The sequence below is a fragment of the Streptomyces sp. NBC_00435 genome, assembly GCF_036014235.1.
Lineage (GTDB): Bacteria > Actinomycetota > Actinomycetes > Streptomycetales > Streptomycetaceae > Streptomyces.
Genome location: NZ_CP107924.1, coordinates 1,981,404 through 2,001,009 on the forward strand (window position 1 = coordinate 1,981,404; position 19,606 = coordinate 2,001,009).

The 19,606-nt window shown below is 74.2% G+C and carries 17 protein-coding genes and 1 riboswitch; of the genes, 12 read left to right on the forward strand and 5 right to left on the reverse strand.

The window, feature by feature from the left end:
• Window positions 1-4 precede the first annotated feature (4 nt).
• Both ypfJ and OG389_RS09085 read left to right on the forward strand, forming a co-directional pair.
• Complete coding sequence (gene ypfJ, locus OG389_RS09080) at window positions 5-895, forward strand: KPN_02809 family neutral zinc metallopeptidase (protein WP_328297951.1); 891 nt, start codon at window positions 5-7, stop codon at window positions 893-895.
• Between the two features lie 70 nt (window positions 896-965).
• On the forward strand, window positions 966-1,361 hold the full coding sequence (locus OG389_RS09085) for a VOC family protein (protein WP_328297952.1): 396 nt from the start codon (window positions 966-968) through the stop codon (window positions 1,359-1,361).
• 35 nt (window positions 1,362-1,396) lie between these two features.
• Here OG389_RS09085 and OG389_RS09090 read toward each other — a convergent pair whose 3' ends face one another.
• Complete coding sequence (locus tag OG389_RS09090; protein WP_443059229.1) at window positions 1,397-2,815, reverse strand: hypothetical protein; 1,419 nt, start codon at window positions 2,813-2,815, stop codon at window positions 1,397-1,399.
• Window positions 2,816-2,968: 153 nt separating this feature from the next.
• A complete protein-coding gene (locus tag OG389_RS09095) occupies window positions 2,969-4,111 on the reverse strand; it encodes an alpha/beta hydrolase family protein (RefSeq protein ID WP_328297954.1) in 1,143 nt (380 codons plus the stop codon).
• 322 nt (window positions 4,112-4,433) lie between these two features.
• Here OG389_RS09095 and OG389_RS09100 point away from each other — a divergent pair, with 322 nt between their 5' ends.
• The 7 genes from OG389_RS09100 to OG389_RS09130 all read left to right on the forward strand — a co-directional run bounded on the left by OG389_RS09100 (window position 4,434) and on the right by OG389_RS09130 (window position 13,205).
• The gene (locus OG389_RS09100) at window positions 4,434-5,702 is read left to right on the forward strand and encodes an inorganic phosphate transporter (RefSeq protein WP_328297955.1); all 1,269 of its coding nucleotides are present in this window, start codon (window positions 4,434-4,436) and stop codon (window positions 5,700-5,702) included.
• Window positions 5,703-5,730: 28 nt separating this feature from the next.
• The gene (locus tag OG389_RS09105) at window positions 5,731-5,952 is read left to right on the forward strand and encodes a hypothetical protein (protein ID WP_328297956.1); all 222 of its coding nucleotides are present in this window, start codon (window positions 5,731-5,733) and stop codon (window positions 5,950-5,952) included.
• 159 nt (window positions 5,953-6,111) lie between these two features.
• Window positions 6,112-6,263, forward strand: a riboswitch (cobalamin riboswitch).
• Between the two features lie 38 nt (window positions 6,264-6,301).
• Window positions 6,302-7,285: a cobalamin biosynthesis protein gene (locus OG389_RS09110; protein WP_328297957.1), complete on the forward strand. Its 984-nt coding sequence runs from the start codon at window positions 6,302-6,304 to the stop codon at window positions 7,283-7,285.
• Window positions 7,282-8,802: a cobyric acid synthase gene (locus tag OG389_RS09115; RefSeq protein WP_328297958.1), complete on the forward strand. Its 1,521-nt coding sequence runs from the start codon at window positions 7,282-7,284 to the stop codon at window positions 8,800-8,802. The genes OG389_RS09110 and OG389_RS09115 overlap by 4 nt, the downstream gene beginning before the upstream one ends.
• Window positions 8,803-9,067: 265 nt before the next feature.
• Window positions 9,068-11,206, forward strand: a complete 2,139-nt coding sequence (locus OG389_RS09120; RefSeq protein WP_328297959.1) for a putative cobaltochelatase — start codon at window positions 9,068-9,070, stop codon at window positions 11,204-11,206.
• Entirely contained in the window at window positions 11,206-11,805 is a 600-nt protein-coding gene (cobO, locus tag OG389_RS09125) for a cob(I)yrinic acid a,c-diamide adenosyltransferase (RefSeq protein WP_328297960.1), read from the forward strand. Before OG389_RS09120 ends, cobO begins: the two co-directional genes overlap by 1 nt.
• On the forward strand, window positions 11,799-13,205 hold the full coding sequence (locus OG389_RS09130; RefSeq protein ID WP_328297961.1) for a cobyrinate a,c-diamide synthase: 1,407 nt from the start codon (window positions 11,799-11,801) through the stop codon (window positions 13,203-13,205). The genes cobO and OG389_RS09130 overlap by 7 nt, the downstream gene beginning before the upstream one ends.
• Window positions 13,206-13,279: 74 nt before the next feature.
• Here the strand turns inward: OG389_RS09130 and OG389_RS09135 are convergent, their stop codons facing one another.
• Window positions 13,280-14,026, reverse strand: coding sequence for a ZIP family metal transporter (locus tag OG389_RS09135; protein ID WP_328303626.1), 747 nt, complete (start codon window positions 14,024-14,026; stop codon window positions 13,280-13,282).
• On the opposite strand from OG389_RS09135, the gene OG389_RS09140 reads away from it, so the two are divergent.
• From OG389_RS09140 to OG389_RS09150, 3 genes are all read left to right on the forward strand, one after another.
• On the forward strand, window positions 14,027-14,212 hold the full coding sequence (locus OG389_RS09140; RefSeq protein ID WP_328297962.1) for a hypothetical protein: 186 nt from the start codon (window positions 14,027-14,029) through the stop codon (window positions 14,210-14,212).
• Window positions 14,209-15,633: an Rv2231c family pyridoxal phosphate-dependent protein CobC gene (gene cobC, locus OG389_RS09145; RefSeq protein WP_328297963.1), complete on the forward strand. Its 1,425-nt coding sequence runs from the start codon at window positions 14,209-14,211 to the stop codon at window positions 15,631-15,633. Before OG389_RS09140 ends, cobC begins: the two co-directional genes overlap by 4 nt.
• 108 nt (window positions 15,634-15,741) lie before the next feature.
• Window positions 15,742-16,983 carry a CapA family protein gene (locus tag OG389_RS09150; RefSeq protein ID WP_328297964.1) on the forward strand — a complete coding sequence of 414 codons (1,242 nt, stop codon included), beginning with the start codon at window positions 15,742-15,744 and terminating at the stop codon, window positions 16,981-16,983.
• A gap of 54 nt (window positions 16,984-17,037) precedes the next feature.
• Here the strand turns inward: OG389_RS09150 and OG389_RS09155 are convergent, their stop codons facing one another.
• A complete protein-coding gene (locus OG389_RS09155) occupies window positions 17,038-17,940 on the reverse strand; it encodes an SCO1860 family LAETG-anchored protein (RefSeq protein WP_328297965.1) in 903 nt (300 codons plus the stop codon).
• A 295-nt stretch (window positions 17,941-18,235) separates the two neighbouring features.
• Window positions 18,236-19,351 (reverse strand): amidohydrolase family protein, encoded by a 1,116-nt coding sequence (locus tag OG389_RS09160; RefSeq protein ID WP_328297966.1) that lies wholly within the window; start codon window positions 19,349-19,351, stop codon window positions 18,236-18,238.
• Window positions 19,352-19,606: the final 255 nt, after the last annotated feature.

The following is a 19,606-nucleotide window of genomic DNA, read 5'->3' on the forward strand; positions in this document are numbered from 1 at the left end:
CGGGATGCAGTTCGACGACAACGCCAATCTGGACACTTCCGAGGTCAAGGACGTGCGCGGCAGCCGCATCCCGGGCGGGAAGGCCACGATCGGCGGCGGGATCATCGGTTTCATCGCGCTGATCATGGGTCTGCTGTTCGGGGTGGGCCCGGAGCAGCTGGGCCTGTCCGACGGAAGCCCGGAACCCGCGTCGACCTCCTCCTCCGCCGCCCAGGTGCAGCAGAGCTGCAAGACCGGCGCGGACGCGAACGCCAAGGAGGACTGCCGGCTGGTGGCGGTGATCAACAGCACCCAGGACTTCTGGAAGCAGGAGTTCACCAGGCGCGGCGCCCAGTACACCCCGGCGCAGACGGTGTTCTTCACCGGGAAGGTGGGCACCGCCTGCGGGGCGGCCACCTCGGCGGTCGGACCGTTCTACTGCCCCGGTGACCGGCAGGTCTATCTGGACCTGGGCTTCTTCAACGAACTGCGCACGAAGTTCGGGGCGAGCGGCGGGCCGTTCGCCCAGGCGTACGTGGTGGCCCACGAGTACGGGCACCACATCCAGAACCTGACCGGCACCTTGCAGAAGGCCCAGGACGGCCGGCAGGGCGCGAACAGCAACGCGGTCCGGGTCGAGCTGCAGGCCGACTGCTACGCCGGTGTCTGGGCGCACAACGCGACGAAGACCCCGGACGAGTCCACGGGCCGGCCGCTGATCACCAGCCTGACCGACCAGGACATCAAGGACGGTCTGGACGCGGCGGCCGCGGTCGGCGACGACCGGATCCAGGAGAAGTTCCAGGGCCGGGTGACCCCGGAGTCCTGGACGCACGGCTCGGCCGAGCAGCGCCAGCAGTGGTTCTACCAGGGCTACCGCACGGGCGACATGGCCCAGTGCAACACCTTCCGCTGACTTCTCGCGGCGCCTGCCATGCTGTGACGTGGGTCACCGTCCATACACGGCACACGAGGGAGTGATCGTCATGGCAGGCGTTCCGACCGTCTATCCGACACTGCTGTACACCGACGCCAAGGCCGCCATCCAACAGCTCACCGAGGCGTTCGGCTTCACCCAGGTCGCGGCGTACGAGGGTGAGGACGGCGCCGTGATGCACGCGGAGCTGTCCTACGGGAACGGCATGGTGATGCTCGGCAGCAAGGGCCGCGGCGGCGCCTTCGACAAGGCGATGGAGGCGGCCGGCCCCGCCGGGATCTACGTGGTCGTCGGCGACGTGGACGCCCACCACCGTCGGGCCGTCGAGCACGGTGTGGAGATCCTGATGGAGCCGGCCGACCAGGACTACGGCTCGCGTGACTACATGGCGCGCGACGCCGAGGGCAATGTGTGGAGCTTCGGGACGTACGCACCGCAGGTCTGATCCCGCGGTGCGTACGCGTCACCCGTACGGGGGCGCTACGCGCCGCCGGTGTGCACCTGGAAGGCGGCCCGGCGCACCGCCTTGGCCAGGGCCGGGTCCGGGTGGGCGGCGGCCAGCGCGACCAGCACCTGCACGGTGCGGGGGTGGCCGACGGCGCGGACCTCGTCCAGCAGCCTGGGGACCGTGGTCCGCACGGCCGAGTCCAGATGGCGGGCCAGCAGCTCGGCCTCGCCGTGGTCGGCGATGGCCGCCGCCGTGTCCACCCAGAGCCAGGTCTGCTCCTCGGCGGTGAGCACGTCCTGCGCTTCGTCGGGGTCGACCCCGTCGTGCTCGGCGAGCCAGAGCAGGGCGTAGGGACGCAGCGTCGCCTCGCGGGAGGCGGCGCGCACCTCGGGCTCGGCGGGGGCTCCGACCACACGCAGCGCCTCGAAGGCGAGCCCGCGCAGCAGGGCGTCCTCGCCGCGGGCCGCGTGCAGCAGCTCCGAGACGGCGTGGCCGACCGGCCGGGCGGCCAGCCAGGCCTGGTACTCGGCGCGGGCCGGGCCCGGGGTGAGCCGCGCGCAGCCGTGGAGCATGGCGGCGGCGGACTGCTCGATGTTTCCGGCCGGGCTCTGCGCGGCGACGCAGATCTGTTCCAGCTTGACCCAGACGGCCCAGCTCCCGAGCGGGGTGAGCGTGGCCCGGGCGGGGCCGAGGGTGACGGCGTCCACGGCGGCGAGCCCGCCGAGCGCCCAGCGCAGCAGCCGGGCGAGCGGGACGGGCGGCGCGGGGTCGGCCCCGCCGGGGCCGGCGGCGTGCGCGGTGGCCTCGTAGGGGACTTCGCAGCGCTCGTCGCGCAGTTCGTCCACGCGCTGCCCGAGCAGGTCCAGCAGATCGGGGACGGTCACGGGACCGGCGGAGAGCTGGAGCAGGGAGAGCAGTTGAGGCATGGCCTCGACGACCTCGGCGACGACCGCGGGAGCGATGTCGGCGGGGGCCGGGTGGACCAGTGACCAGGCGTCGAAGAGGGCGACCCAGCCGCGCAGTACGGCGGTGTCGTCCCGGTCCCAGGCGCGCAGGCGCCAGCCGGGGCGGGCATGGCCGCCGTGCATCTCGATCAGGCCGGCGAGCCGGGCCCGGTCCCAGCCGACCCGGATCTGGCCGGGTGTCAGATTCAGCTGGGCGGCGGCGCGTTCGGCGTCGGCGGCGGGCAGCGCGCCCGTCGGGGCGGGCCTGTCACCGCCTCCGGCGCCGAGGTGGAGCTCGGCCCAGCGGGCGAGCCGCACGGCGTCGGCGAGCGAGGCGCGGGCCCTGTTCGCGAGGTCGGCCGTGGCGGGGGTACCCGCCGGAGGCCTGGGGGCGGTCCGGGTTCGCCGGTCGGTCACCGCCTTGCGGGCCGTGGCGACGGACCGCGGTGAGATGAGTCGGAGTCTGGAGTCGCGAGCCAACTGCTCATCAGGCTTTCGGGACGTCACGTGAGCAGTCTCGCCCGTCACCGGCCGAAAGCCCAAACGGAACCGGCCATTGCCACAAGGGCCGGGAGGGACAGACCGGGACAACCCGGCCTCCCCGTCCTGTCGGGCGCGCATTCTTCGGACACCTCGCCCGACGGCCCGTCGCGCGGTGCGCTACATGAGAGGGGTCAGGAAGCGGCGCAGCGCCTCTTCGTACGCGGCCGGATCGGCGTTCCACATCGCCCCGTGCGCGGCCCCGGGGACGGAGCGCAGGGTGACCAGGTCGGGGCGGGCGGCGGCGAGATGGCGGGAGGGCTCCCAGGGGGCGAGCGTGTCGTCGGGGCCGTGGAAGATCAGGACCGGAATCCTCAGGGCGGACGGATCCGAGCCCGGAGCCTGCCGGTCCACCCGCAGGCCCGCGCGACCCTCGGCCGCCTTGACGGCGAACGGGAGGAGCGGGGCGGGGGTTCGGCGGGCCGCGGCGAGGGCGCGCAGGGTGGCGTGCCAGTCCAGCACGGGCGAGTCGAGGACCAGTCCGCAGATCCGGTCGGCCAGCGCCGAGCGTTCGGCGGCGTGCAGGGCCATGGTGGCGCCGGTGGACCAGCCGTGCAGGACGACGCGGCGGGCGCCGTAGCGCAGGGCGTAGCGGATGGCGGCGTCGAGATCGCGCCATTCGGACTCACCCAGGTGGCCGAGGCCGTCCGGGGAGGCGGGCGCACCGAGGTCGCCCCGGTAGCCGATGTCCAGGACGGGGAGCCGGTGGCGGTGGAGGAAGGGCATGACCACCATCGGGTGCTCCCGGGTGGCACCCAGCCCGTGGACGGTGATCACCCAGGTGTCGCGGGCCGCGGGCACGAACCAGGCCGGCAGCGCGCCGAGCTCACCCGGAACGTCCACGTCGGCATGGTCCAACCCGAGGGCGGTGCCGGGATTGCCCAGGTGGACCTGGGGGGTGAGGGTGACGCGGGTCCCGGGTTCGAGGCTGCCGTGGGTGACGGCGAGGAGCCGGCGCACCACGGTGTCGGGACCGTGCGGGGCGTCGGGGAGGACCGGCCCGACCACGGCGTGCACCCCGGGCGCGGTGAGTCCGTACGTACCGGGGCGCAGGGAGGCCAGCGAGCGGGTCAGCTCCACCCGCCCGGCCGCGGTGGAGTGGACGCTGAGCCGGGGGCCGCCGGGGAGCGGCTGGCCGGGCTCGGTCCGCAGGGCCGCGTCGGCGGCGTACCGGCCGGCGAGCGCGGCGGCGGTGACGGCGGCCGCGCCGGCGCCGAGCAGAGTCGTGGTGACGGCCGCTGCCGTCGCTGTAGCGGTGCGCACCGCTCCAGTGTCGAGCCGGACACGGCGGCGGGCCACCGGAGGACATGATTCCGAGCACGCCCCTCCAGGGACGGCCCGGAGGGTGATCTAGGTCTCCTCCGCCCCCGCCCGCGCCGGCAGCGGGGTGCCGCAGGTCCCGGTCCGCGGGGTCCGGACACCCCGCCGTGACGTGCATCAATCGATGCATCGACGCCCCTACCGGGACGAAGGTCCCGATCGGGTGCCGGATCGATACACCGCATGACCCCTGTCAGTTCACCTTCCGTTCATCCAGGTTGCCTACGGTCCACGAACCACCGACGTCAAACAGAAGCCTGGGTAAATGGAGCACATAACGCTTCTCCTCGGGATCGTGATCATCACCGCTCTCGTGTTCGATTTCACGAACGGTTTTCACGACACGGCCAACGCGATGGCCACCACCATCTCGACCGGCGCCCTCAAGCCCAAGACCGCGGTGGCCATGTCCGCCGTACTCAACCTCGTCGGCGCTTTCATGTCCGTGGAAGTCGCCAAGACGATCTCCAAGGGCCTGGTCAACGAGGAAGGCATCCAGCCGGAGGTCATCTTCGCCGCCCTGGTCGGCGCGATCCTCTGGAACCTCGTCACCTGGCTGGTCGGACTGCCCTCCAGCTCGTCGCACGCCCTGATGGGCGGCCTGATCGGTGCCGCGGTCGCTTCGGCCGGCATGGGTGCGGTCAACGGCAGCGTCGTCGTCACCAAGGTCCTGATCCCCGCGATCGCCGCGCCGATCGTCGCCGGCGTCGCCGCCTACCTGGCCGCGAAGGTCACGTACAAGGTCGGCAAGGGCATGGGCGAGAAGACCTCGGCCAAGGGTTACCGCGCCGGCCAGATCGCTTCGGCCGGCCTCGTCTCCCTCGCGCACGGCACCAACGACGCGCAGAAGACGATGGGCATCATCACCCTGGCGCTCGTCGCCGGCGGTGCCATCGCCCCCGGCTCCAACCCGCCGGTCTGGGTCATCGTCTCCGCCGGCATGGCCATCGCGATGGGCACCTACCTGGGCGGCTGGCGCATCATCCGCACCATGGGCAGCGGCCTGACCGACCTGCAGCCGCAGCAGGGCTTCGCCGCCCAGACCTCGGCCGCCAGCGTCATCCTGGCCTCCTCCCACCTCGGCTTCTCCCTCTCCACCACCCACGCGTGCTCCGGCGCCGTCATGGGTGCGGGCCTGGGCCGCAAGGGCGGTGTGGTCCGCTGGTCCACCGCCACCCGCATGTTCATCGCGTGGGGCCTGACCCTGCCGGCCGCGGCCCTCGTCGCCTCCGGCGCCGAGCTGGTCATGCGCACCGGGGACGTCGGCGTCACCGCCGTCGCACTCTTCCTGGTCGGCTCCTGCGTCGCCATCTGGTTCATCTCGCGCCGCCAGGTCGTCGACCACACCAACGTCAACGACGCGGGCCCGGCCGCGGCCGAGGAGCCCGGCGTGGTCACCACGGCCATGGCCGCCGTCGCCGTCCCGCCGGTCGCCGGCACCCCCGGCACGACCGCCGCCGTGACGGACGAAGCCCTCAAGGCCACCATCCCGGCCGCCCCGGCGACCCCCGCGGCTCCCGCCGCCGCGGTCTGACCCCGAGAACGACAGAGGAATCCGCAGCATGAAGATCGACTGGGCAGCACTCGGCTCCGTCTTCGGGGTCAGCCTCAGCGCCACCGTCGTCCTCGTGACCCTGTTCACCCTGGGTCTGATGGGCCTGTCCAAGCACGAGGCCGCCACCGAGCGGGGCGGCGCGGCCACCCTGGCCCGCAGCGGCGCCTACGCCTGCTTCGCGCTCTGCGCGGCGGCCGTGAGCTACGGGATCTACCTGATCGTCGCCTGAACCCCCGCGTCACTGGCATCACCTGCGTCACCTGCACCACCCGCGTCACCTGCGTCATCCGATGGCGACGGCTCCCTCCGGGTCCTCCCGGGGGGAGCTTTCGCATGCCCAGGCCCACCCGTCCCCACCACCCCACCGCAGGTCAACGGCGAGTTGACGGGCATTCGCGCTGCGTGGTGGACTGCCCGAGCCATTGCGGCGGCATGGAGAGGAAGTCCGGTGCGAATCCGGCGCGGTCCCGCCACTGTCACCGGAGCACTCGACCCGAGTGCGTCCGGGAGCCAGGAACTCTCGCCGCCGGACACGTCGAACCAGGGCGCGGACCCTGAGTGAGGACATACCTGCCACCATGCGTGCCGATCGCGTCTTCGCGTACGGCGCCACGGCCGGCCTGATCGGCGACCGGATCCTCGGGGATCCGCGCCGGGGGCACCCCGTGGCCGCCTTCGGACGAGCCGCCGCCGCCGTCGAGCGCGCCCTGTGGCGCGACGACCGCGCGCGGGGCGTCCTGCACACCCTGGTGTGCGCGGGAGGCGCGGCCGCCGTCGGCGCGCTCGGCGCCCGCGCCGTGCGCTCCCGGCCCGCGGCCGCCCGTATCGCCCTCACCGCCGCCGCCACCTGGGCCGTCGTCGGCGGCACCTCGCTGGGCCGGGAGGCCCGCACCATAGGCGGCGCCCTGGCCGCCGGTGACGTCGAGGCGGCCCGGGCACGACTGCCGCACCTGTGCGGCCGGGACCCGCAGGCACTGGACGAGCAGCAGATGGCCCGTGCCGTGGTGGAGTCGGTCGCCGAGAACACTTCCGACGCGGTCGTCGGGGCCCTCGTGTGGGGCGCCGTCGCGGGCGTCCCCGGGCTGCTGGCCTTCCGCGCCGTGAACACCTTGGACGCGATGGTCGGCCACAGGTCCCCCCGCCACCTGCGCTACGGCTGGGCCTCCGCCCGGCTCGACGACGTCGCGGGCTGGCCGGGCGCCCGGCTGACGGCGCTGGCCGCCGTCCTGGCCGGCCCCGACCGGCCGGGAGCCGTACGGGCCTGGCGCGCGGACGCCGCCAAGCATCCGAGCCCCAACGCCGGCCCGGTGGAGTCCTCCTTCGCCGGGGCGCTCGGCGTACGGCTCGGCGGGACCCTCGCGTACGGGGGCCGCATCGAGCACCGCGCCGTGCTCAACGGCGGGGCGGGGCGGCCCGTGGAGGTCGCCGACATCGAACGGGCGGTACGCCTGTCGCGCCAGGTGACGTGGGTGGCGCTGGGGGCCTGTGTGGCCGCCCGGACGCTGGTCTCCCGCATCGCGCGTACCTCCCCCACCTCCCGTACAGGAAAGGGGCGCGCATGAACGGCGCGAAGCGCGGCGGGGGACTCCTCGTCGCGGGTACGACGTCGGACGCGGGCAAGAGCGTGGTCACGGCGGGCATCTGCCGGTGGCTGGCCCGCAGCGGTGTGAAGGTGGCCCCGTTCAAGGCGCAGAACATGTCGCTGAACTCCTTCGTGACCAGGGAGGGCGCCGAGATCGGCCGCGCGCAGGCCATGCAGGCGCAGGCGGCCCGCGTGGAGCCGACCGCCCTGATGAACCCGGTGCTGCTCAAGCCGGGCAGCGACCGCAGCAGCCAGGTGGTGCTGCTGGGCAAGCCGGTCGGCGAGATGAGCGCCCGCGGCTATCACGGCGGGCGCCAGGAACAGTTGCTCGGCATCGTCACGGACTGCCTGGAGCAGTTGCGGGGCACGTATGACGCCGTGATCTGCGAGGGGGCGGGCAGCCCGGCCGAGATCAACCTGCGCCGGACCGACATCGTGAACATGGGCATCGCGCGGGCCGCGCGGTTCCCGGTGGTCGTGGTCGGCGACATCGACCGGGGCGGGGTCTTCGCCTCCTTCTTCGGTACGACGGCGCTGCTCTCGCCCGAGGACCAGTCGCTGATCGCGGGCTACCTGGTCAACAAGTTCCGCGGCGACGTCAGCCTGCTGGAACCGGGCATGGAGATGCTGCGGGGCCTGACCGGCCGGGCGACGTACGGAGTGCTCCCCTTCCAGCACGGTCTGGGCATCGACGAGGAGGACGGCCTGCGGGTCTCCCTGCGGGGTGCCGTACGCGAATCCGTGGTCGCCCCGCCCGTGGGCGAGGACGTGCTGCGGGTCGCGGTGTGCGCGGTTCCGCTGATGTCGAACTTCACCGACGTCGACGCGCTGGCGGCGGAGCCCGGTGTGGTGGTGCGGTTCGTGGACCGGGCCGAGGAACTGGCCGACGCGGACCTGGTCGTCGTGCCCGGCACCCGCGGCACGGTGAAGGCCCTCGCCTGGCTCCGGGAGCGCGGGCTGGCCGACGCGCTGGTGCGGCGGGCCGCGGAGGGGCGTCCGGTACTGGGGATCTGCGGCGGGTTCCAGGTGCTCGGCGAGCACATCGAGGACGAGGTCGAGTCGAAGGCCGGCTCGGTACCGGGTCTCGGGCTCCTGCCCGTGCGGATCCGCTTCGAGCGGGAGAAGACCCTGGAGCGGCCGGTGGGTTCGGCGCTGGGCGAGCCCGTGGAGGGCTACGAGATCCACCACGGCGTCGCCGAAGTCCTGGGCGGCACCCCCTTCCTGGACGGGTGCCGGGTCGGGTCGGTGTGGGGCACGCACTGGCACGGCTCCCTGGAGTCGGACGGCTTCCGCCGCGCCTTCCTGCGCGAGGTCGCCTCGGCCGCCGGCCGCCGCTTCGTCCCGGCCCCGAACACCTCCTTCGCCGCCCTGCGGGAGGAGCAGCTGGACCTGCTCGGTGACCTGATCGAGGAACACGCGGACACCGCTGCGCTGATGCGCCTCATCGAGGGCGGGGCCCCGGCGGGCCTGCCGTTCCTCCCGCCGGGCGCGCCATGACGCGCGTCGTCCTGCGGGGGCCGGCCCGTTCCCCCGTTCCCCAGGGGCCAGTTCCCGGCGTTCAGGTGCGGGCCGACGCCGGCCGGATCCAGCCCGTCCGGCGTTTGAGGACCGGGTTCTGGGGCGGAGCCCCGGGGAACGGGCGAAGGGTGGGTGGGAGACTGCGGCCCCGCGCAGCGGCACACCCGCAGCCGGGCCCCGCCACCCGCATCCGTACCAGCCCGCGCACGCGTATCCGTACCCGAACAGAAGGAGGGGCCACCGCATGAGCACGCCCTACCCGTTCACCGCACTGGTCGGCCAGACCGACCTGCGCCTCGCGCTGCTGCTCAACGCGGTGAGCCCCGCGGTCGGCGGTGTGCTCGTGCGCGGCGAGAAGGGGACCGCCAAGTCCACCGCCGTCCGCGCCCTCTCCGCGCTGCTGCCGCGCGTGGACGTCGTCCCCGGCTGCCGGTTCAGCTGCGCGCCCACCGCCCCGGACCCCGTCTGCCCCGACGGCCCGCACGAGCCCGGGCAGGGCGCGGCGCGGCCCGCGCGCATGGTGGAGCTGCCCGTCGGCGCCTCCGAGGACCGCCTGGTCGGCGCCCTCGACATCGAACGCGCCCTCGCCGAGGGCGTGAAGGCCTTCGAGCCGGGCCTGCTGGCCGACGCCCACCGCGGGATCCTGTACGTCGACGAGGTCAACCTGCTCCACGACCACCTCATCGACCTTCTCCTGGACGCCGCCGCGATGGGCGCCAACTACGTCGAGCGCGAGGGCGTCTCGGTCCGGCACGCCGCCCGCTTCCTCCTCGTCGGCACGATGAACCCCGAGGAGGGCGAGCTCCGCCCGCAGCTCCTGGACCGGTTCGGCCTGACCGTCGAGGTCGCGGCCTCCCGCGAGCCCGTCCAGCGCGTGGAGGTGGTCCGCCGCCGGCTCGCCTACGAGGACGACCCCGCGGGCTTCGCCGGCCGCTGGGCCGGGGAGGAGGAAGCGGTGCGCGCCCGGGTGGTGGCCGCGCGGGCGCTGCTCCCCCAGGTGGTCCTCGGAGACAACTCGCTGCTGCAGATCGCCGCGACCTGCGCCGGTTTCGAGGTCGACGGCATGCGCGCCGACATCGTGATGGCCCGCACCGCGACGGCGCTCGCCGCCTGGGCCGGCCGGACCTCTGTGCGCAAGGAGGACGTGCGTCAGGCCGCCCTGCTGGCGCTCCCGCACCGGCGCCGCCGCAACCCCTTCGACGCGCCGGGTCTCGACGAGGAGATGCTGGACCGGATCCTGGACCAGTTCCCCGACGAGGACCCGGACAACGACCCCGAGCCCGGTCCGGAGCCGGAGCCCGAGGGACCGGGCGAGGGCCCGGAGGACGGCGGCCCGCACGACAACGGTCCGGACGACGGCGCGGGCCCCGACGGCGGGGGCGGCATACCTCCGCGGGATTCCGGGCCCGAGCTGCCCGGACCGGACGAGCGGGTCGAGGACCGGCCCGGGACCGAGCAGGGCCCGCAGTCCCCGGACTCCCCCGACTCCGCCCAGGGCGCCGATCCGGCCGAGCAGGCACCCGTACGGGCCGCCGAGCCGTTCCGCACCAAGATGCTCAGCGTCCCGGGACTGGGCGAGGGAGCCTCCGGCCGGCGTTCGCGGGCCCGTACCGCGCACGGCCGCACCACCGGCGCCACCCGCCCCCGGGGCCAGCTGACGAAGCTGCACCTGGCGGCGACCGTGCACGCGGCGGCCCCGCACCAGAAGGCGCGCGGACGCAGCGGGCGCGGGCTGGTCATCCGCAAGGACGACCTGCGCCAGGCGACGCGCGAGGGCCGCGAGGGCAACCTCGTGCTGTTCGTCGTGGACGCCTCCGGCTCCATGGCCGCCCGGCAGCGCATGAGCGCGGTCAAGGGAGCGGTGCTGTCCCTGCTGCTCGACGCCTACCAGCGCCGGGACAAGGTCGGCCTGGTCACCTTCCGGGGCGCCGCGGCCGAGCTGGCCCTGCCGCCCACCTCCTCCGTCGACGCCGCGGCGGCCCGGCTGGAGAAGCTGCCGACCGGCGGGCGCACCCCGCTCGCCGCCGGGCTGCTCAAGGCCCACGAAGTACTGCGGATCGAGCGGCTGCGGGACCCGAGCCGGCGTCCGCTGCTCGTGGTCGTCACCGACGGGCGGGCCACCTCGGCCGGCACCGCCGCCGGAGCGCACGGCGGCACGCCGCGCGAACTGGCCGGGCAGAGCGCCCGGCTGCTGGCGGCCCAGGGGATCGCCTCCGTGGTCGTGGACTGCGAGTCCGGGCCGGTCCGGCTGGGGCTGGCCGGGGTACTGGCCGCCGACCTGGGCGGGCCCGCCGTGAGCCTGGACGGGCTGCGGGCCGACTCGCTGGCCGGGCTCGTGAAGAACGTACGTACCTCATCCCCGACCCTCAGGAGGGCCGCGTAATGCCGCAGGGACAGCCGTCCGTCGTTCCGGACGACGGACTCACGACGCGTCAGCGCCGCAACCGCCCGCTCGTCTTCGTCCACACCGGGCCGGGCAAGGGCAAGTCGACGGCGGCCTTCGGGCTGGCGCTGCGCGCCTGGAACCAGGGCTGGCCGATCGGGGTGTTCCAGTTCGTCAAGTCGGCGAAGTGGAAGGTCGGCGAGGAGAACGCGCTGAAGGTGCTCGGCGCCTCAGGCGAGGGCGGCTCCGTCGTCTGGCACAAGATGGGCGAGGGCTGGTCCTGGGTCCAGCGCGACGCGCAGCTCGACAACGAACAGGCGGCCAAGGAGGGCTGGGAGCAGGTCAAGCGCGACCTGGCCGCCGAGACCCACCGACTGTACGTGCTGGACGAGTTCGCGTATCCGATGCACTGGGGCTGGATCGACGTCGACGAGGTCATCGAGGTGCTCCGCGACCGTCCCGGGACGCAGCACGTGGTGATCACCGGCCGCAACGCGCCGGAGAAGCTGGTGGAGTTCGCGGATCTCGTCACCGAGATGACCAAGGTCAAGCACCCGATGGACGCCGGCCAGAAGGGCCAGAAGGGCATCGAGTGGTGACTTCGTTCGACGTGCCGCGCCTCGTCATCGCCGCGCCGTCCTCCGGCAGCGGCAAGACCACCGTCGCGACGGGCCTGATGGCGGCCTTCTCGGAGCGCGGCCTCGCCGTGTCCCCGCACAAGGCCGGACCGGACTACATCGACCCGGGCTACCACGCGCTGGCCACCGGCCGACCGGGGCGCAACCTGGACGCCTTCATGTGCGGGCCGGAGCTGGTGGCCCCGCTGTTCGCGCACGGGGCGGCCGGGTGCGACCTGGCGGTCGTCGAAGGCGTGATGGGGCTCTACGACGGGGCCGCCGGGCGGGGTGAACTGGCCTCCACGGCGCAGGTCGCGAAGTTGCTGCGGGCACCGGTGGTACTGGTCGTCGACGCCTCCTCGCAGTCCCGGTCGGTGGCGGCGCTGGTGCACGGCTTCGCCTCGTTCGACCCGCAGGTGCGGCTGGGGGGCGTGATCCTGAACAAGGTCGGCTCCGACCGGCACGAGGTGATGCTGCGGGAGGCGCTGGAGGAGGCGGGGATGCCGGTGCTCGGTGTCCTGCGGCGGGCTCCGCAGGTCGCCGCGCCGTCCCGGCACCTGGGGCTGGTCCCGGTGGCCGAGCGGCGGCGCGACGCCCTCGACTCGGTGACGGCCCTGGCCGACCAGGTCCGCCAGGGCTGCGACCTGGACGCCCTGATGGCCCTGGCCAGGACGGCCCCGCCCTTGGCATGCGAGGCCTGGGCTCCGGACCGGACCTTGTTCCCCGACCCCGCCCCTCCCCGGGACAGTGGGCTCCGCCCCCGGAGCCCCGTCGGGCGACCGGTCGTCGCCGTCGCCGGAGGCGCCGCGTTCACGTTCTCGTACGCCGAGCACGCGGAGCTGCTGCGCGCCGCCGGAGCGGAGGTCGTCACCTTCGACCCGCTCCGGGACGAGGCGCTGCCCGAGGGAACCAGCGGCCTGGTGATCGGCGGCGGGTTCCCCGAGGTGTACGCCCCGGAGCTGTCCGCGAACGAGCCGCTCCGCAAGGCCGTCGCGGCCTTCGCCACGGCCGGCGGCCCGGTGGCCGCCGAGTGCGCGGGGCTGCTGTACCTGGCCCGCTCGCTGGACGGGAAGCCCATGTGCGGGGTGCTCGACGCCGACGCGCGGATGTCGGAGCGGCTCACGCTCGGCTACCGCGAGGCGGTCGCCGTGTCGGACAGCGTCCTCGCACCGGCCGGAACCCGGCTGCGCGGGCACGAGTTCCACCGGACGGTGATCGAGCCGGGCTCCGGGGCCTCCCCGGCGTGGGGGTTCACGCATCCGGACCGCCGCGTCGAGGGCTTCGTGGAGAACGGCGTGCACGCCAGCTACCTGCACACGCACTGGGCGGCGGAGCCGTCCGTGGCCCTGCGCTTCGCCGAAGCAGCGGCAGCGCATCGGTGAGCCGGAGACGCGGCGTCCTCGGCGGCCGGCCGGCCGGATCGGCCCGGCCGGACCGGTCCGTCCGCCGGGCCCCGTCAGTCCGCCAGGCCCACGACCAGCCAGATCCCGGCCACCCCGCCCACCGTGCACATCAGCGTGGACAGCGCGGGGTGCTTGTGGTGGGCCTCGGGCAGGATCTCGGCGGCGGCCAGGTACAGCAGGACACCGCCGAAGAACCCGAGGTAGGCCCCGAGGGGTTCCTCCGGAAGGGTGAACAGCAAAGTGGACGCGGCGCCCACGACGGGGGCCGCCGCGTCCGCGAAGAGCATGAGCAGGGCCTTGCGGCGGGCGTTCCCGTACAGCCGGGTGAGCGTGTACGTGTTGAACCCGTCGGCGAAGTCGTGGGTGATGACGGCCAGCGCCACGGCCACGCCCATCCCGCCGCCGACCTGGAACGCGGCGCCGAGGGCCACCCCGTCGGCGAGGCTGTGGCCGACCATGGCGGCGGCGGCCGTCAGCCCGACCTGGGGGACCCTGCCTCCGTGGTCCCCGTGCCCGTCGCCGTTCGTGCCGCCGTGGGAGGCCTGGCGGACGGCCAGCAGGCGTTCCACGCAGTGCGCGGCCAGGAACCCGCCGACGAAGAGCAGCAGCGCGAGCGGGACCCCGAAGAGCTCGTCACCGGCCGCCCGCATGGCCTCCGGGAGCAGGTCGAGGCCCACGACGCCGAGCATCAGCCCGCCGGCCAGGCCCAGCACGAGGTGGCGGCGGTCGGTGACGCGCTGCGCCGTCCATCCGCCTGCCAGGGTCATCAGGAACGCGCCCAACGCCACGATCACGGCCATGTGCCCCTGCATACCGACTCCTCGCCGCCCGCGCACTTCCGCGTCCGGGTGGCGGACCACGGACGGTTGACGGACCCGGCGCACCGGCCGGGCCTGCCGGACGCGAGGACCGCGCGCAGGGCCACGGCCACGACCACACGTGCGAGCACGACCACGACCACGATCATGACGACGGAGAACGGGTGAACCTGTTGGGCGAGTACGCGACGCAGCTGGTGGTCGGGGTCGGCGGCCGCGCGGGGGTGTCCGTGGCCGAGGTGTGCGCGCTGGTGGAGGAGACCCTGCACGGCGCCGGTCTGTCGGCGGGGGCCGTGACGGCCCTGGCCACCGTGGAGGCGAAGGCCGTGGAGGCGGGGATCGCGGGTGCGGCGGAACGTTTCGGCGTGCCCCTGCTGAGCTACCCGTCCGAGCAACTGGCCGCGATCGTGGTGCCGCACCCCTCGGACGCGGCGCGCGACGCCGCCGGCACCCCCTCGGTGGCGGAGGCCGCCGCGCTCGCCGGGGGCGGGGAACTGCTCGTACCCAAGCGCCGGTCGGTGGCGGCGACCTGCGCCGTGGCGACGGCGCACACGCACGACCTGCGCCACCACGGGGACGCGGAGGTGGCGGACACCGGCTCGGCGCTGGTCGATCTCGCGGTCAACGTACGGGCGCACACGCCGCCGGACTGGCTGAAGGCCCGGATCGCGGCTTCGCTCGACCTCCTGTCCGCCTATCCCGACGGCCGCCGGGCCCACGCGGCGGTGGCCCTGCGCCACGGGCTGCCGGTCGAGCGCGTACTGCTGACGGCGGGGGCCGCGGAGGCCTTCGTACTGATCGCGCGGGCGCTGGGCGCCGTACGGCCCGTGGTGGTGCATCCGCAGTTCACCGAGCCGGAAGCGGCCCTGCGCGACGCGGGGCACCGGGTGGAGCGGGTGGTGCTGCGGGCGGCGGACGGCTTCCGGCTGGACCCGGCGGCGGTCCCGGAGGACGCCGACCTCGTGGTGGTCGGGAACCCGACCAACCCGACCTCGGTGCTGCACCCGGCGGCGACCCTGGCCGCGCTGGCCCGGCCCGGGCGGATCCTGGTCGTCGACGAGGCCTTCATGGACGCGGTCCCCGGCGAACGCGAGGCGCTGGCCGGGCGGACGGACGTACCGGGTCTGGTGGTGCTGCGGAGCCTGACCAAGACCTGGGGCCTGGCCGGGCTGCGCATCGGCTACGTGCTGGCCGAGCCGGAGGTGATCGCGAAGCTGTCGGCGGCGCAGCCCCTGTGGCCGGTGTCCACGCCGGCCCTGGTCGCGGCCGAGGCCTGTGTGGCCCCGGCGGCGCTGGCCGAGGCGGAGGCCGCGGCCCGGCAGATCGCGGTGGACCGGGAGCACCTCCTGGCCGGGCTCGCGGAGTTCGAGGAGGTCTCGGTGGCGGGCGTGGCCGAGGGGCCGTTCGTCCTGATCCGGATCGAGGGCGCGGCCGAGGTCCGCACCCGGCTGCGCGCACTGGGCTTCGCCGTCCGCCGCGGCGACACCTTCCCGGGCCTGGACCGCTCCTGGCTGCGGCTGGCGGTCCGCGACCGGGCGACGACGGGCCGCCTCCTCCAGGCCCTCGACCTGGCCCTCGCGGCGCGCTGACCGAACGTCACCCGAACGGCCCGTTCCGCGGTGGAGGTGTGGCACGGGCCGCCCGGGTGCGCGAGGATTTTCGCAAGCCGCAGCCACACGACACCGGGGGGTACGGGGATGAGGACAGCGGGGCGGATAGGCACGGCCGCGGCGGGGCTGGCGCTCGTGGGCGGCGCGGTGTACGGCATGGCGCACCTGGCCGGCCGGGACGGCGGCCCGGCCACCGAGCAGCGGCTGGGGGCGGAGCCGGGGACGGCGCCGGACCCAGCTGCGAGCCCGGGCGGCGCCCCCGCAGCCTCGGCCCCGGCCTCGGCGGAGGGGAAACCGTTCACGCTCGTCGGGACCGGCGACATCATCCCGTACCCGTCCATCGTCCAGCGGGCCGCCGACGACTCCGCGGAGCGGGGCGGCTACGACTTCAGGAAGATGCTCGCCGGGGTCGAACCCGTGGTCTCCGCCGCCGATCTGGCGGTGTGCCACCACGAGATACCGTACGGCCGGCCCGGCGGCCCCTACACCGGATACCCGCTCTTCAAAGCCCCGCACCAACTGGCCGACGCCCTCCGCGACACCGGGTACGACAGCTGCTCCACCGCCTCGAACCACACCCTGGACGACGGGTACGACGGCCTCGTCCGGGTCCTGGAGAACCTGGACCGCGTCGGCATCCGCCACGTGGGATCGGCCCGCAGCGCCGAGGAGGCGAAGGCCCCGGCGCTGCTCGAAGCCGGCGGCGCCAAGGTCGCCCACCTGGACTACACGTACGGGACGAACGGCATCCCGCTCCCCTCCGGCAAGCCCTGGGCCGTGAACCTGATCGACGTGGACCGGATCGTCGCCGACGCCCGCGCCGCGCGCGCGGCCGGCGCGAACGTCGTCGTCCTCAGCGTCCACTGGGGCACCGAGTGGCAGACGGCCCCCGACCAGCAGCAGCTGGACCTGGCCCGGACGCTGACCGCCTCGCGCGGGGCGGACGGCCTCCCCGACATCGACCTGATCCTCGGCACGCACAATCACGTGCCGCAGCCGTACGAGAAGGTCAACGGCACCTGGGTCGTCTACGGCATGGGCGACCAGGTGGCCAGCTTCTACGAGGCCGAGAAGGCCCGCGGCAACATGTCCTCGATCCCCCGGTTCACCTTCGCCCCGGCGGCCGGCCGGCCGGTCCGCTGGGAGGTGGTGAAGGCGGAATACCTCACGCAGTACTCGGACATGCGGCCGCCGTTCCGCGTCGTCTGCACCTCGTGCGCCTCCCCGGAGTCCTCCGACAGCACCTACGCCTCCGCCGACCGCGAGGTGACGAAGGCCGTGATGTCGCGCGGCGCGGGCGAGCAGGGGCTGACCCGCGCCACACGCTAGCCCGCCGGGGCAACGTTACGAGGCGGCGCTGCGCGGCGACGTTACGCGGCGGCGCTACGAGGCCCTGCCGCGCCGGGTGACGAACAGCGCGGCCGCGCCGAAGCCGAGCAGGATCAGCGCGCCGCCCGTCACGTACGGGGTGAGTGAACCGCCGCCGGTCTCCGCGAGGCCGGCCTCGGTCCCGGCGGTGCCCGAGGCGACCGTCTGCGGCTTGACCCCGGGCTTCGAGGAAGGACTGGGGGCGGGGGCGGCCGGGGACTCGCAGCGGGCCTCGGCGAGCACGATCTCCCCCTCGACCTCCGCGACGTTCAGGTGGAGCGGGTTCACCGACACCTTGAGCCGCAGCGCGGTCGCGGCGGCCGTGCTGGAGGTGGTCTCCGTGGCGGAGAGCTCCAGGCTGACCAGCCCGACCTCCGGCACCTCGACCTTGGTGGGACCGTCCGCCGAGAGGGTGACCTTCTTGCCGAGGGCGGTGACCGTGCCGAGGACGTTCGAGCTCGCGACCGGCTTGGCGCCCATCGCGCAGACCGCCTTGGAGGTGACCTTCTCCACCTCGATCAGGGAGAGGTCGGGCAGGCCCGGCACGTGCACCCGGGCCTTGGCGAGGTTCGCCTCGGCCTGGGCCCCGTCCTCGTCGGCGGTGGCCTTGGAGGTGGCGACGTCGGCGCGCAGGACGCTCACCGGCTTTCCGCCCTCGACCCCGTCGAGGGCGACGGTCAGGGCCGTCTTGTCCGCGTCCGCCGGGGCGCTGACCTCGTTGAGGGTCGCCTTCAGCGGGACGTGCACGGTCTTGTTGAGCAGGCCCACGTCCAGTCCGGCGCGCAGGACCACGGCACTGGCCTTGCCTTCGCCGCCCGGGTGGGAACCGGTGGCGGAGGCGGGCGGAGCGGCGAGCAGGGCGACCGCTCCCGTGGCGAACAGCGCGGCCACGGGCATGCGGAAGGTGTTGCTGTTCAAGGTGGTGGAACCCCCAGGGAGATGGGAGCCGTCGCGCCGCCAATGGGGGACATTGCGCGCGCCGACGGCCTCGACCCCGGAATCTTTACGCACTGAGAGTGAACGGGTGCCAACCCGGCGTGAGTTCACCCCAAAGGGTGGTTTCCATGCACAGGTTCGAATTAATGCACCCCTTGCGGAACGGGAGTTCCCTCCCGTCCCGGACATCGCGGGCACCCTCCCCCGCGAAGGTCATGCACAACGACCGCACGGCCGTCGACGTCACGCCCCGTCAACTCTCCTCCCCCCGCCGGGTTCAGGCCACCACCCTGCCGTTCACCACCACCCTCAGCGGCCGCGCCAGCGCCCGTACGTCCGCCCGCGGATCGGTCCCGTAGACCACCAGGTCCGCCGGCGCCCCCTCGGTCAGGCCGGGCCTGCCGAGCCATTCGCGCGCACCCCACGCCGTCGCCGACAGGGCCTGCAGCGGCGGGATCCCGGCCTTGACGAGCTCGCCGACCTCGGCGGCGACCAGGCCGTGCGGAAGGGAACCGCCCGCGTCCGTGCCCACGTAGACCCCGATCCCCGCGTCGTAGGCGGCGCGGACGGTGTCGTAGCGCCGCTCGTGCAGTCTGCGCATGTGCGCGGACCAGTTCGGGAACTTGGCCTCGCCACCCGCCGCCATCTTCGGGAAGGTCGCGATGTTCACGAGGGTGGGGACGATCGCCACCCCGCGCTCCGCGAACAGCGGGATGGTGTCCTCGGTGAGCCCCGTAGCGTGCTCGACGCAGTCGATGCCCGCCTCGACCAGGTCCCGCAGGGAGTCCTCGGCGAAGCAGTGCGCGGTGACGCGCGCCCCGAGGCGGTGGGCCTCGGCGATGGCCGCCTCGACCTCGGGGCGCGGCCAGCAGGCGGCGAGGTCGCCGGCCTCGCGGTCGATCCAGTCCCCGACCAGCTTGACCCAGCCGTCGCCGCGCCGGGCCTCGCGGCCGACGTACTCGACGAGGTCGGCCGGCTCGATCTCGTGGGCGTAGTTGCGGATGTAGCGGCGGGTGCGGGCGATGTGCCGGCCGGCCCGGATGATCTTCGGCAGGTCCTCGCGGTCGTCGATCCACCGGGTGTCGGACGGGGATCCCGCGTCGCGGACCAGGAGAGTGCCGGCGTCGCGGTCGGTCAGGGCCTGGCGTTCGGCGGTGTCCGCGTCCACCGGCCCGTGGGCGTCCAGTCCTACGTGACAGTGCGCGTCGACCAGCCCGGGCAGCACCCAGCCGGTGATCTCGGTGATCTCCCGGGCCCCGCGCGGGCGCTCGAAGGAGACGCGCCCGCCGACCACCCAGAGCTCGTCGCGCACCTCCTCGGGCCCGACCAGCACCCGCCCCTTCAGGTGCAGCGGCCCCGGCATCGCACTGTCGCCCTTGACGTCGTCGCTCATGGCGGCACTCTATGTGCGCGCTCCTAGGCTCTCCAGGTCGCCCCGGACGATTCCGGACGAACGACCCCGGACGAAGGGAGCACTCCCGTGAGCACCGCCCTCGCCCCCGGTTCGTCCGGGACGCAGGGATGATCACCCTCGGCTCCGCGCCGCTGCATGGCGGCGACCTCCTCGACGCAATGACACCTGAACGGGTGGACCTGATCCACCCCGGCCTCATGCCCGGCGCCGCCGGCCTTCTGCCTGCTGCCTCCT